This window comes from Aminobacter sp. MET-1, assembly GCF_026521175.1.
Classification (GTDB): domain Bacteria; phylum Pseudomonadota; class Alphaproteobacteria; order Rhizobiales; family Rhizobiaceae; genus Aminobacter.
In genome coordinates, this window is sequence record NZ_JAMSHL010000017.1 from 55,555 (window position 1) to 67,405 (window position 11,851).

General features: G+C 64.7%; 15 protein-coding genes. 11 read left to right on the forward strand and 4 right to left on the reverse strand.

The features are described from left to right. The first annotated feature begins 15 nt into the window (after positions 1–15). Complete coding sequence (locus NDO48_RS21410; protein ID WP_018425656.1) at positions 16–414, forward strand: VOC family protein; 399 nt, start codon at positions 16–18, stop codon at positions 412–414. 45 nt (positions 415–459) lie between these two features. Here the strand turns inward: NDO48_RS21410 and NDO48_RS21415 are convergent, their stop codons facing one another. Beyond that, positions 460–1,065 carry an NAD(P)H-dependent oxidoreductase gene (locus tag NDO48_RS21415; protein ID WP_018425655.1) on the reverse strand — a complete coding sequence of 202 codons (606 nt, stop codon included), beginning with the start codon at positions 1,063–1,065 and terminating at the stop codon, positions 460–462. A 91-nt stretch (positions 1,066–1,156) separates the two neighbouring features. On the opposite strand from NDO48_RS21415, the gene NDO48_RS21420 reads away from it, so the two are divergent. The 6 genes from NDO48_RS21420 (at position 1,157) to NDO48_RS21445 (ending at position 6,326) form a co-directional block, all read left to right on the forward strand. Further along, on the forward strand, positions 1,157–1,765 hold the full coding sequence (locus tag NDO48_RS21420) for a TetR/AcrR family transcriptional regulator (RefSeq protein WP_018425654.1): 609 nt from the start codon (positions 1,157–1,159) through the stop codon (positions 1,763–1,765). A 226-nt stretch (positions 1,766–1,991) separates the two neighbouring features. Next, positions 1,992–2,654: a helix-turn-helix domain-containing protein gene (locus NDO48_RS21425; protein ID WP_267322309.1), complete on the forward strand. Its 663-nt coding sequence runs from the start codon at positions 1,992–1,994 to the stop codon at positions 2,652–2,654. Between the two features lie 129 nt (positions 2,655–2,783). Then, entirely contained in the window at positions 2,784–3,905 is a 1,122-nt protein-coding gene (locus NDO48_RS21430; protein ID WP_018425652.1) for an epoxide hydrolase family protein, read from the forward strand. 363 nt (positions 3,906–4,268) lie between these two features. After that, positions 4,269–4,895: an MBL fold metallo-hydrolase gene (locus tag NDO48_RS21435; protein WP_267322310.1), complete on the forward strand. Its 627-nt coding sequence runs from the start codon at positions 4,269–4,271 to the stop codon at positions 4,893–4,895. 163 nt (positions 4,896–5,058) lie between these two features. After that, positions 5,059–5,658, forward strand: coding sequence for a dihydrofolate reductase family protein (locus NDO48_RS21440; protein WP_018425650.1), 600 nt, complete (start codon positions 5,059–5,061; stop codon positions 5,656–5,658). A 137-nt stretch (positions 5,659–5,795) separates the two neighbouring features. Continuing rightward, complete coding sequence (locus NDO48_RS21445; protein WP_018425649.1) at positions 5,796–6,326, forward strand: dihydrofolate reductase family protein; 531 nt, start codon at positions 5,796–5,798, stop codon at positions 6,324–6,326. 50 nt (positions 6,327–6,376) lie between these two features. Here NDO48_RS21445 and NDO48_RS21450 read toward each other — a convergent pair whose 3' ends face one another. Then, positions 6,377–7,399, reverse strand: a complete 1,023-nt coding sequence (locus tag NDO48_RS21450; RefSeq protein ID WP_245262280.1) for a helix-turn-helix domain-containing protein — start codon at positions 7,397–7,399, stop codon at positions 6,377–6,379. Positions 7,400–7,546: 147 nt separating this feature from the next. On the opposite strand from NDO48_RS21450, the gene NDO48_RS21455 reads away from it, so the two are divergent. The 3 genes from NDO48_RS21455 to NDO48_RS21465 all read left to right on the forward strand — a co-directional run bounded on the left by NDO48_RS21455 (position 7,547) and on the right by NDO48_RS21465 (position 9,586). Beyond that, positions 7,547–8,602, forward strand: a complete 1,056-nt coding sequence (locus NDO48_RS21455; RefSeq protein WP_018425647.1) for an alpha/beta hydrolase family protein — start codon at positions 7,547–7,549, stop codon at positions 8,600–8,602. 131 nt (positions 8,603–8,733) lie between these two features. Next, positions 8,734–9,303, forward strand: a complete 570-nt coding sequence (locus NDO48_RS21460) for a GFA family protein (protein ID WP_018425646.1) — start codon at positions 8,734–8,736, stop codon at positions 9,301–9,303. Next, the gene (locus NDO48_RS21465) at positions 9,290–9,586 is read left to right on the forward strand and encodes a DUF6958 family protein (RefSeq protein ID WP_026226733.1); all 297 of its coding nucleotides are present in this window, start codon (positions 9,290–9,292) and stop codon (positions 9,584–9,586) included. The genes NDO48_RS21460 and NDO48_RS21465 overlap by 14 nt, the downstream gene beginning before the upstream one ends. A gap of 114 nt (positions 9,587–9,700) precedes the next feature. Here the strand turns inward: NDO48_RS21465 and NDO48_RS21470 are convergent, their stop codons facing one another. Continuing rightward, complete coding sequence (locus NDO48_RS21470; protein ID WP_018425644.1) at positions 9,701–10,054, reverse strand: antibiotic biosynthesis monooxygenase; 354 nt, start codon at positions 10,052–10,054, stop codon at positions 9,701–9,703. Between the two features lie 127 nt (positions 10,055–10,181). On the opposite strand from NDO48_RS21470, the gene NDO48_RS21475 reads away from it, so the two are divergent. Beyond that, positions 10,182–11,075 carry a LysR family transcriptional regulator gene (locus NDO48_RS21475; protein ID WP_018425643.1) on the forward strand — a complete coding sequence of 298 codons (894 nt, stop codon included), beginning with the start codon at positions 10,182–10,184 and terminating at the stop codon, positions 11,073–11,075. A 27-nt stretch (positions 11,076–11,102) separates the two neighbouring features. Here NDO48_RS21475 and NDO48_RS21480 read toward each other — a convergent pair whose 3' ends face one another. Next, complete coding sequence (locus NDO48_RS21480; RefSeq protein WP_018425642.1) at positions 11,103–11,702, reverse strand: YdeI/OmpD-associated family protein; 600 nt, start codon at positions 11,700–11,702, stop codon at positions 11,103–11,105. Positions 11,703–11,851 lie beyond the last annotated feature (149 nt).

Genomic DNA, 11,851 nt, shown 5'->3' on the forward strand with positions numbered 1-11,851 from the left:
GGATCGGAGACCGGCATGCTGCACCACCTCTCGCTAGGCGTTTCCGACATCGACCGCGCCGCTGCCTTCTACGACGCAGCACTTGCCCCACTCGGCTATGTCAGGGTCTGGGAAGACCTCGCGTCCGGAGCTGACGACCAGGCCGTCGGCTATGGCGTCGCTGGCGGCGGCGACAAGCTGGCGATCAAACTACGCCGCAAGGGCCAGCGCCCGCCCGGCCCGGGTTTTCACCTTGCCTTCGCAGCACCCGACCGGCAGGCAGTTGCGGCATTCCACGCGGCAGCGCTCGCCCATGGCGGCAGAGACAATGGCGGCCCCGGGCTGCGCGCGCATTATGGCCCGAACTATTTTGCCGCCTTCGTGGTCGACCCCGACGGGCATCACATCGAGGCGGTGTTCAACCAAGCCGTCTAGGCTGGCGCGCCGCGCGGGCGACGCGCCTTTTGTAGCTCCGGGCGGTCACGCCGCCCTGGCGGCCTGCGGCTGCTTGAAAAGATTGCGACCGATGGCTCGCGCCGTGTCAAGGCGGGCCTGCGGGCTCTCGCCTTCAAGCAAGAGCTCGGAGGTCGCGACCTCGGTGCCGACATAGTCGAAGATGCCATGGTCGATCTGTGTCTTCATGGCGCCGAAATAGCCGTGCCGCGCATAGGTGCGCATGCCGGCCCCGCCTATGGCGACAAGATGAACCCTGAGGTGACGAAGCCGCTTCACCAGCTTGGTATCTGGACCTTCATCATAGGCCCAGCCATTGGCGAAGACCCGGTCGATCCAGCCCTTGAGCAAAGCCGGCATTGACCACCAGTAGACGGGGTAGACCAGCACCAGCGTGTCGGCGCGGTCGATCCGCGCCTGCTCGGCTGCGACATCGGCCGAAGGCGGCACTTCCCTGCGGTGAACGGCGAGATCGGTGGCGGTAAATCTCGGATCGAAGGCCTCGGCGGCAATGTCGGCGATCTCGAAGGTGTTGCCGGGATCGGACAGCGCCAGCCCCTCGGCGATCTCGGCAGCGATGCTGTGGCTGAACGAGTTGGGATCGGGATGCGCGACAACGATGAGGGCGTGCATGTCGGAAACTCCGGCTGGGTGTTGTGGATGGCGAGACGAGACTATATACTTTTCGTAAGCTACTTTTAGTAATATACGAATGGTATATAACATGTCAATCAGCGAAACGCCGCCGCCGCGACCCCGCCAGCGCCTGTTGCGCGAGGATAGGCATCGCCAGCTTCTCGACGTGGCGTGGCAACTTGTACGGCAGGAAGGGACGGAAGCGCTGACGCTGGGGCGGCTTGCCGAGCAGGCAGCGGTGGCAAAACCTGTCGTCTACGACCATTTCAGCACGCGAAGCGGGCTGCTCGCGGCGCTCTACATCGAATACGACACGCGCCAGACCGCGCTGATGGATGCGGCGATCGCCGCCGGCGAACCGACCCTTGAAGGCAAGGCCGCCGTGATCGCCTCGTCTTATGTCGACTGCGTGCTGCAGCAGGGCAACGAGATACCGGGTGTGAGCGCGGCCCTCGCCGGTTCGCCCGAACTCGCCAGGATCAAACGCGACTACGAGGCGATTTTCCTGGAGAAATGCCGCCTGACCCTCGCTCCATTCACCAACACCGGAACCATATCCGCTGCCGGCCTCCGTGCCATGCTGGGTGCCGCCGAAGCCCTGTCCTCTGCAGCGGCGGCCGGAGAGCTGGCGGCGCAACAGGCGAAGGATGAGCTGTTCGAGACCATTGTGGCGATGGTTGCGCGAAACACACGCTGAGGGTCAGGCTACCGATCAAGCCGAACTATTTCGCCGCTATCGAAGCGCCGATTCGCTTGCTAGAGCGAGGCTCTGGCAACAAAGCAGTTGCAGACACTGCGCAAGAGACAAGCACCCATTCCAGGTTTTCTGCCTGACTTGGGCCTCTTCCGCTCTCCCATCCCCCACCATTGCATCCCCCCGCAACTGCGGCGACACTGCACTTGCGGGGAGACTGGCGGCGAAGATGCATGAGGTCGTGACACTGGAGGGGTGGTCGTCGCCTTTTGTCGAGGCGGTGACGCGGACCCGGTTTGGCAGCGGCGGCTCTATGCGGATGCAGCCTGATGGCTGCTGGGACGTGGTCGTTTTCAGGAACGGCGACAAGACGACTGTGCTGCGCACCGGGCTGACCACGGCCGCGGTGACCCATGACTATGCCGCCGGCGACGAGATTCTGGCGATAAGCTTCAAGCCGAGCAGCTTCATGCCGCTGATGCCGGGCGAGGTGATGCGCGATCAGGGCGTGGTGCTGGACCTGGTCGGCAAGGATCGCTTCCGGCTCGGCTCCGACGTGCTGGAGATCCCGACCTTCGATACAGTCGACGGCTTCGTGCGCAAGCTGGTGCGCAACGGTAATGTCGAGGACAACCGGGTTGTCGCGTCGATCGTCTCGGGGCATCCCATGGCGATGTCGGAGCGGACGCTGCAGCGGCATTTCTTGAAGACGACCGGCGTCACCTACAAGACCTTCACGCAGATCGAACGCGCCCAGAAGGCGCTTGTTCTGCTGCAACAGGGGCGGCCGGCGGCCGACGTCGCCTTTGCGCTTGGGTTTGCCGACCAGCCGCACATGATCCGCTCGCTCAAGGCGATCATGGGCATCACCCCAGGGCAGGCCCGCCGCTGAAACTGTCGGAAATCTTCAATCCCTGGGACACTGCCGCCGGCTAGAAAAGATCCACTTTCAACCCCGTGCACACCTCCGCAACGATGTTCGAACGGGACGGTGCACAAGAGCAAAAGTGGACACGCGGCAATGTCTGAGATCACTCCCTTCACGATCGCCATTCCCGAAGCCGAGCTGACCGATCTCCAGGCGCGGCTCGCCAACACGCGGCTGGCCAACGAGGTTGCGGGCGCGGGCTGGAGCTACGGCATGGCAAGCGCTTTCGTCGCCCGCGCGATCGAGCGGCTGAAGAGCGACTTCGACTGGCGCGCTGAGGAGGCCGCGATCAACAGCCACCCGCAGTTCGTCACCGAGATTGACGGCCAAAAAATCCATTTCCTGCATGTGAAGTCGGGCGTCGCCGATGCGGTGCCGTTGCTTCTGCTGCATGGCTGGCCGAGCTCGTTCGTCGAGTTTTTGGGCGCGATCGGGCCACTGACCAAGGCCGGGTACGATCTTGTCATCCCGTCACTGCCAGGCTTCGGCTTCTCGGGGCCGACGCGCGAGACCGGCTGGAACGATGGCCGCATCGCCGGCGCCATGCTCGAGCTGATGTCGCGCCTCGGCTACCAGCGCTTCGGCGTCCAGGGCGGCGATGCGGGCGCGATCATAGCACCGGCCATCGGCCGCGCGGCGCCGGAGCGCGCCATCGGCGTGCATGTCAATGCGGCGACGATGGGCTTTATTCCGCTGGGGCCCATCGAGCCGAGCGAGATCGCGACGTTCAGCGATGCCGAGAAGAGCCGCCTGCAGCGACTGCAGCAGTTCATGGCCGAGCGCTTCGGCTTCAACGCGCTGCAGTCGAGCCGGCCGCAGACGCTGGCCTATGGCATTTCGGACTCGCCGGCGGGGCTGATCGCCTGGCTGGGCGACATGTTTGCCGGCTTCGGCGACAGCCCCGACGCGGTCGAGCTCGACCGGTTCCTGACCAACGTGCTGATCTACTGGTTCACTGGCACGGCAGCCTCGTCGATCCGGCTCTACTACGAAAACGCCCACGATCCCGAGGCGTGGTCGCCGAAGCCGAATTCGGGCGTGCCAACAGGCGTTGCCGTCTTCGCCCGCGACGAGGTCGCCATCCGCCGCTATGGCGAGGACGGCAACACGATCGTGCGCTGGACGGAACTTGCGAGCGGCGGCCACTTCGCCGCGATGGAAGTGCCTGATATCTGGGCGGAAGACGTGGCGGCGTTCTTTGCCAGCCTGCGCTGAGGCGTGACGACGACGGGCAGCGCGCCGCCGGGAAACTGGCAGCGCGCTGCCAGTTTCCGCCGTTCGGGTGCGTCCTTGGGATGACCGACCTCCGCCAGTCGGGCCCAAAAGGGAAGAGCCATAGCGATCGTGAACACGCGGGCACTTCAAAGGCCGGTTGCAAAATCAGATCAGTCAATCTAGCATCTAACCGATTGCAAAATGCAATCAGCGTGAATGTGGCGCGTGCGAACTGAAAGCGGCAGAGCCAGTTCGTGTTCGGCCGGAACCAATCCCCAGACGGCTAGGACGACAGCGCCCTTGGGCCACGTCCCTGGCCCAGCCTGGCCGACAGTCTGAAAAATTGCCGAGGGAGACGAAAAGATGAATGCCCCCGCCTCAATCACCATCACGCCGATCCTCGTTGCCGATCTGTTCGTCGAGGGCGAGCGGATGCCAGTCTATGTGCACGTCATCGACCATCCCGACGCGCGCATACTGGTCGATACGGGCATGACGGAGCTGCACCCGGCGGTGGTGGCCGCGTTCGACCCCCGCCTCTATCCGCTGAGCAGGCAGGACATCGACCTCGCCGGCATTGACATCGTCATCAACACACACCTGCACGCCGACCACTGCGGCGGCAACCATCTCTTCGCCGGCAAGCCGATCTACGTCCAGCGTCGCGAGCTCGACGACGCTCGCAGCGAGGACGGCTACACCATTCGCGAATGGGTCGATGCGCCCGGCATTCGGTATGTTCCGGTCGACGGCGAACTCGAACTGCTTCCCGGGCTTCGGCTCGTCCCGGCGCCGGGCCACACGGCCGGCATGCAGGTGATCGTCATCGAGACGGGCGGGCGCCCGGTCGTCGTCGGCGGCGACGTGGCGGTCTGGTTTGGCGAACTCGACGAGCCGCAAAGCGAAGGCCAGCTGCGGGTGCATGCGCTCGACCCCGAGCTGGTCTGGCTTGCACACGAACAAGAGCCGTGGCGACCTCGCACCGCATGAGGCATCGCCGTCGAAAGTCAGTCCAGTCGAGCTGGCCATCTGATCCCAAGGGCAAAGAAGGCGCTCGGTCTCTCGAAAGGCGCGCGGCGATAAAATCTTTGCGCGCTGTCGGCATCTGTCGTTCCGGTGCGTCCTTGGGGCAGGAGCCAACGAGGAGGCGACGATGCGAGAGCTGGTGCTGAAGATGACGATGTCGGTCGACGGCTTCGTCAGCGACCTGGAGGGCCGCAACGGCTGGATGTTCGGCACCGACCAGGAGGCCAAGGCGTGGAGCGTGGAGTTTCTGTGGGGCGCGGGTCTGCACATCATGGGCAGCAGCACCTTCAAGGGCATGGCCGCGTGGTGGCCGACCTCGACCGACCAGTTCGCGGCGCCGATGAACCAAATCCCCAAGGCAGTGTTTTCGCGTCAGGGGCCAGCGATTCTGGCAGCGGCTGATGGTGAGGCTGGGACGGCGAAGCAGCTGCAGCCGGGCGCAGAGAGCTGGACGGAGGCGCAAGTGGCGAGCGGCGACCTGGCCGAGGAGATTGCCAGGCTGAAGGCCCAGGAGGGCGAGCCGATCGTCGCCCATGGCGGGGCGAGCTTTGCCCGCAGCCTCGTGGCGCAGGGGCTGGTCGACCGGTTCGCGCTGCTGGTGGTGCCTATGGCGCTGGGCAAGGGCTTGCCGCTGTTCTCCGAGCTGGCGGCGCCGGCGGCTCTCGAGCTGGTGAGTTCGAGGGCTTTTCCGGGAGGCGCCGTGGCGCAGGTTTACCGGGCCCGGTGATCTTGTCGCGGAGCACGGACGCGCGGCGTGTTCAGGCTCTGGGCGGACCGGTTGCTATATGCAATCGGTCTGTCTAAGTTGAGATCGACAGCAGGCGCAATCAGGACGGTATGGGGCGTCATGGAAAGGAAGCTGCAATGGCCAGGCTCGTGTTCGGAATGAACCAGTCCCTTGACGGTTATGTCGACTACATGTCGTTTGCGCCGGATACGACGCTGTTCCGCCATTTCATCAAGGAGGCCGAAGGGCAGGCGGGCAGCCTATACGGCCGCCGCATCTACGAGATCATGCGCTACTGGGACGACGAACATCCGGAATGGGATGCCGATAGACGCGCCTTCGCGGCGGCGTGGCGCAGGCAGCCGAAATGGGTGGTGTCGCGGTCGCTGCCACCGGTCGGCCCCAACGCCACGCTCCTCGGTAAAGACCTTGAGGGTGAAGTCCGCAGGCTGAAGGCCGAGCGCGATGGCGAGATCGAAGTCGCCGGACCTGATCTCGCGCACAGCCTGACGGAGCTCGGCCTGATCGACGAATACCGGATCTACCTGCACCCAGTCGTGCTCGGCCAGGGCACGCCCTATTTCGCCGGCCCGCGGCCGCGGCTTCGCCTCGTGGCCCATGACCGGATCGGCGAGGACGTGATCAGGCTGACTTACGTTCCTGCCTGAACCCGCAACGCGCTGGACGAACGTCATAGCAGGCGACCGGGTCGCCTGCCTCAGGCTGCGGTGGCGGCCTGGGGCCGGTTCCGCTCACGCCAGGAGGCGGGGCTGAGAGCGGTGACGCGCCGGAACTCGCGGTTGAAATTGGACTTGGTCTGGAAGCCCGAGTCCAGCATGGCCGATGTGACCGACATGTCGGTGTCGCGGAGCAGGCGGCAGGCTTCCGATATCCTGATGTCGTTGATGTATTGCGAGACGTTCTTGCCAGCGAGGCGGTTGACCGCGCCCGAAATCTGCCTGGATGGCACGCCGGCGCGACGGGCCAGTCGCGACAAGGTGAGGTTTTCGTCGCGGAACAGCTTCTGCTCGACCAGCAAGTGCTTGACCTGGTCGAGGATCTCGCGGTCCTGCTCGGAGGCCGACGGTTCCGGCTGGCTGGGCTGGGTCGCAGCCGATGGATGGGCGCGCGAGGCGACGAAGGCGGTCAGGCCGATGAAGAACAGGCCGAGCAGATTGGCATTGCTGGCGATGACGGCGGCGTTTGCACCCTGCAATCTTTCGAAGGCGAGCAGCACGCCGAGGTCGAACAAGGCCGACAGGCAGAGTGCGACGGCGGCGATGACCAGCGCGCGATGCGCGGCGACCGCACTGTCGAGGCGCGCTTCGACCAGCGCGTCCGGACCGCTCCGCCCAAGGCTGAGCACGGCAATGGCATAGCCGACGAAGAGCACGATCAGTGCTGCGTCGATGAGGGCGGGCGCGAACAGCACGATGACAGTCATGGCCAGCGGCGGCAGGGCGTGTAGCCAGCGCATGGCGCCGCCCCCGGCATCGTCGCGCTGGAGCAAGGTGCGGAAACTGAACAGCACCAGCGGCGGCAAGCCGGCTGCGAGGATCGGCTGGACGCTGCGCGTGGCCTCGACATGGTAGCCCCAACGCAGGCCGACGACGACCGACTGCAGGGCGCAGAGGGCGACGAGGACGAGGAATGCCGTGTTGCCGCCTGTGGTCTCGCGGGCGCGCAGGGCCGCGACGAGCAGGATGACCAGCAACAAGGCTGCGACGAAGGAAAGGGGCACGAAGATCAAGGCGAATCCCACCGGAGATGACGGCCGATCATGGCCTCTATCGCGATCGAGCACGACCTGAATCGCGATCCAGGACGCTGATGATGGCTGATTTCGCCTGATGTCGCTCGTCTTCATTCGCAACAGAGCGAGGTTCCCATGCTCCAGCTACTCACCACCATCCCTGCCCTCATCGGTTTTGTGTCGGCCTGTTTCGCTTCCGAAGCGGGCGTGCGCGAAATGACCGTAACGCAACCCGGCCGCGATCTGGCCGTCACCGTCTGGTATCCGGCCGGCGCCGGCGGCAAGCCGACAACAGTCGGCGGCAACAAGGTGTTCAAGGGCGCGGCTGCCAGCGTCGATGCGCCTGTGGTGCCGGGGCGCCATCCGCTGGTGCTTCTGTCTCATGGTTCGGGCAGCCGCGTGGAGGCCATGGGCTGGCTCGCCACCGAGCTTGCCAAGGCCGGCTTCGTCGTCGCCGGGCCGAACCATCCGGGCACGACCGGCGGCTACTCCACCCCTGCCGACACGCCGAAGCTGTGGCAGCGCACGGCCGACATTTCGGCGGTCATCGACGCCGTCACCAAGAACCCGGCATGGAGCGGTTTCATCGACGCCGACAGGATCGGCGTGGTCGGCTTTTCGCTCGGCGGGGCGACCGCGATGGAGCTTTCGGGCGCCCGCGCCAATCTCGAGGCTTTTGCCAGCTATTGCGACGGCTACAAGGAATGGGACTGCGCCTGGTTTGCCGGCGGTGTCGGCTTCGTTAATGACGAGAAGGTGAAGGTGGAAAAGGTCGACCTGCGCACGCTCGACCGGGCGCGCTTCGAGCAGTCGAACCTCGACCGGCGTATCAAGACCGCGGTACTGGCCGATCCGGGCCTCGTCCAGGCCTATGATACCGAAAGCCTGAAGCAGATCGATATCCCGATGCACTTCATCAATCTCGGCGAGGGCGAGAGCATTCCGCTGGCAGTTATCTCCGACAAACTGGCCAAGCTCACGCCCAAGGGCAGATATGCCACGGTGGCGGGGGCCACGCATTTCAGCTTCCTGCCGGAATGCAAGGACGGTGCGGCGGAGATGCTGAAGTCGGTCGGCGAGATCGACCCGATCTGCTCGGACGAGGCGACGCGGCCGCGCGGCGAGTTGCATGCGGAGTTGATCGGGTTGGTGAAGGACGCGCTGGTGCGCGACCTGATGGCTTCGAAGTAGCGATACCCCCTGCCCGGCGCCGGCCTTTAACCGGCGCTGGGATTTGTTGCGACATTCTCGCTTGCCCCTCAGAGCTCTTGACACGAAAAACTAGACGGTACAGTCTAGTTCATACAAATCTAGAGGCGAAGATGTCAGGACATAAGGACCAGACGACAAGCGAGACACGCAGAGCGCGCTGCCGCTGCGGTCGCGTCGAGCTCAGGATAAATGGCGCGCCGATCGTGAGCACCAGCTGCCATTGCGCGAACTGCCAGAAGGCCGGGGCGATCTTTGCCGCCCTGCCCGGCGGCGCGCAGGTGCTGGAGGTGGATGGCGGAACGCCGTTTGCGCTGTTCCGCAAGGATCGCATCGGCTGCGTCGCGGGCAGCGAGCTTTTGGGCGAGCACCGGCTGACGCCGAAGTCGCCGACACGGCGGGTGCTGGCAGGCTGCTGCAATTCGCCGATGTTCCTGGAGTTTTCGGGCGGGCACTGGCTGTCGGTCTATGCCGAGCGGCTGCCGGCTTCTGAGCGCCCGCCGATGGAGATGCGGGTGATGACCAGGGATCGCCGGCCGGGCGTCGAGTTTTCGGACGGCCTGCCGAGCTATGCCAAGCATTCAGGCAGCTTCATGTGGAGGCTGTTGTGGGCATGGGCGGCGATGGGCTTCCGCGCGCCCAAGCTGGATTATGTGAAAGGTGAGCTGGGTGTCCAAGGCTGAGAAGATCGAAATCCGTAACATCATCTCGCCCGGGCACGTGGTCCGGGTCGACAGGGCCAAATACACGGCGATGCGCGACGCGCTGCTTCAGGTGCTGCCGGCATCGACTCCGGGGCTGACGGTGGCCGAGGCCAAGGCCGGCGTGCTGCCGCTGCTGCCGGAGGAGCTGTTTCCCGGCGGTGAGAAGGCGGGCTGGTGGCTGAAGGCAGCCCAGCTCGACCTCGAGGCGCAAGGCATGGTCAGCCGCGAGGCAACGAAGCCGCTGAGGCTATACCGGGCGTGAAACGCGTCCAACCTGGCCACAACGGCACCTAGCCATCTCAGGCAGCCACCACGGCATGACGGTGTCCGGCACGGCAGAACCGCGCCGGACACGCCATCGTCATGGACCAGGCTGCTACCTGCCCCCGACCTTCGGCATCACCAGATCCCCCACGGTATAGACGTGGAATTCGCTCGAAGAGACGGTGTCGAGCTTGCGGAATTTCTCGACAAAGGCCGGATCCGAGAAGAACTCGTCGACATTACCCGCCCCCTGAATGGCCTCGATGTTGACCACCGTCTTGCCGTCGGTGCTTTTGGCGAGATTGCTCCAGAGAAACCCTTCCTTCCGCTCGGCCACATAGTGGACGACGTCCTGGATCAGCCGGAACGCTTCCTCCTGCTGGCCCGGATGGGCGTGGATGACATTGACGACAAATGTCGTCGGCTGCGGCGCTTCGGCGAAAGTGGCTGCAATTTTCTTGTCCAACTGGATCTCCTGTGTCGCTGGCTAGCGGCTTGCCTGCCGCCCGACGACTGGATATCGAGGTGAGGATATCGGATAAACAGTCCGGGATTCAAAATAGATCGGCAATTTTTTCCGTAATAGGGGCAGAATGGACAGGCTGGGATCTCTCGATGTCTTCGTGCAGACCGCCGAGGGCGGCAGCTTCGTTGCCGCAGGCCAGAGGCTGGGCTTGTCGAGCTCGGCCGTCGGCAAGGCCGTGGCCCGGCTGGAACAGGACATGGGGGTGCGGCTCTTCCATCGCTCGACGCGCAGCATGGCGTTGACGCAGGAAGGCAGCGTGTTTCTCGACGCCTGCCGGCGCATCCTGGCCGAGCTCGATGCGGTGCAGGCCGAACTGTCCAACGCGCAAAATGCCCCACGCGGATTGCTGCGGGTTAGCTTGCCGTTGACGGGAATGCTGCTGATGCCAGCCATATCAGCCTTCATGCGGGCCCATCCCGACATCTCTGTCGACCTCGACTTCACCGACAGGCTGGTCGATGTGATCGAGGAAGGCTTCGATGCGGTGATCCGGACCGGCGAGGTACGCGACACCAGGCTGATGAGCCGCAAGCTCGGCACGTTTCGCCATCGCATCGTCGCATCGCCACACTATCTGGACGCTGCAGGAACACCCGAGGTGCCGGAGGACCTGCTGCGACACAGATGCCTGCACCATCGTTATCCGAGCACCGGCAAGCTGGAGCCGTGGCCGCTGGTGCGCAACGGCGAGGACTTGCGCCTCGCCCTGCCGACAACGCACATGGCGAGCACGCTGGAGCCGCTCATCCATCTCGCCGAAAGCGGCTTGGGCATTGCCTGCCTTCCGCCTTTTGCGGTTGCGGCCGCGATCGCCAACGGCCATCTGCGAACGCTGCTCGACGATCATCTCGCGCCGACCGGCACGTTCAGGGCGCTTTGGCCGACGAGCCGCTACCTGTCGCCGAAGGTGCGCGTCTTCGTGGACTTCATGGCCGCCAACCTGTTTGCTGACCAAGCCTGAATCGGGAAGCGCCGGCTGGCGGTCTCGCTACTTCATCTTCTGCGGATAGATGGTCTCGCCGCGCTTGAGCATGTCGACGAAGATTTCGATCTTCTTCTTGCGGCCGGCCTCGGTCTTCATGTTGTGGGTGCGGAAGGCGAGCGCGAAGCGGTTCTGCTCGCTGAGCTTGCCGAGCATCGCCTTGGCCTCGGGCACGGCATCGATGGCAGCCTGGAGGTCGTCGGGGATCTTCATGCCCTTGCCCGAACCATAGGCGCGGTCCCAGCGGCCGTCGGCCTTGGCCGCTTCTACCTGCACCAGGCCGTGCTCGGTCATGCGGCCCTCCGCGATCAGGCGGGCGACATTGTCGACGTTGATCTGGCTCCAGACGGCCTTCCTGCCGCGCGGCGAGTAGCGCTGCAGGAAACTCCTGTCGTCGAGGCCCTTGCGGATGCCGTCGATCCAGCCCCAGCAAAGGACGGCGTCGATGGCCTCCTTGGGCGTGATCGAGGGCAGGCCGGAAGCAACCTTGTGGATTTTGATCCAGACCTCGTCTGCCTTGTCGTGATTGGCGCCGAGCCAGTCGTAGAAAGCCTGGCGGTCGCGGAACTCGCGGACCTTGGCCGGGTCGACATAAACCGGCGCCATCAGCCTGAAATTCCCATGGGCATGAAACCGACGATGCGCATGTTGTCCTCCGCTGGCGAATCCGGACGAAGATATATTCGCGGTCGCTGCGCCGCATAGGGCAGCGGGTGCCAACAGCGCGCCTTACGCTGCGTCATCATGACATCCTG

Excerpts from the sequence above, each read along its gene's own strand:
- NDO48_RS21410 (WP_018425656.1), top strand. The coding sequence starts at position 16 with ATGCTGCACCACCTCTCGCTAGGCGTTTCCGACATCGACCGCGCCGCT.
- NDO48_RS21415 (WP_018425655.1), bottom strand. The coding sequence starts at position 1,065 with ATGCACGCCCTCATCGTTGTCGCGCATCCCGATCCCAACTCGTTCAGC.
- NDO48_RS21420 (WP_018425654.1), top strand. The coding sequence starts at position 1,157 with ATGTCAATCAGCGAAACGCCGCCGCCGCGACCCCGCCAGCGCCTGTTG.
- NDO48_RS21425 (WP_267322309.1), top strand. The coding sequence starts at position 1,992 with ATGCATGAGGTCGTGACACTGGAGGGGTGGTCGTCGCCTTTTGTCGAG.
- NDO48_RS21430 (WP_018425652.1), top strand. The coding sequence starts at position 2,784 with ATGTCTGAGATCACTCCCTTCACGATCGCCATTCCCGAAGCCGAGCTG.
- NDO48_RS21435 (WP_267322310.1), top strand. The coding sequence starts at position 4,269 with ATGAATGCCCCCGCCTCAATCACCATCACGCCGATCCTCGTTGCCGAT.
- NDO48_RS21440 (WP_018425650.1), top strand. The coding sequence starts at position 5,059 with ATGCGAGAGCTGGTGCTGAAGATGACGATGTCGGTCGACGGCTTCGTC.
- NDO48_RS21445 (WP_018425649.1), top strand. The coding sequence starts at position 5,796 with ATGGCCAGGCTCGTGTTCGGAATGAACCAGTCCCTTGACGGTTATGTC.
- NDO48_RS21455 (WP_018425647.1), top strand. The coding sequence starts at position 7,547 with ATGCTCCAGCTACTCACCACCATCCCTGCCCTCATCGGTTTTGTGTCG.
- NDO48_RS21460 (WP_018425646.1), top strand. The coding sequence starts at position 8,734 with ATGTCAGGACATAAGGACCAGACGACAAGCGAGACACGCAGAGCGCGC.
- NDO48_RS21475 (WP_018425643.1), top strand. The coding sequence starts at position 10,182 with ATGGACAGGCTGGGATCTCTCGATGTCTTCGTGCAGACCGCCGAGGGC.
- NDO48_RS21480 (WP_018425642.1), bottom strand. The coding sequence starts at position 11,702 with ATGGCGCCGGTTTATGTCGACCCGGCCAAGGTCCGCGAGTTCCGCGAC.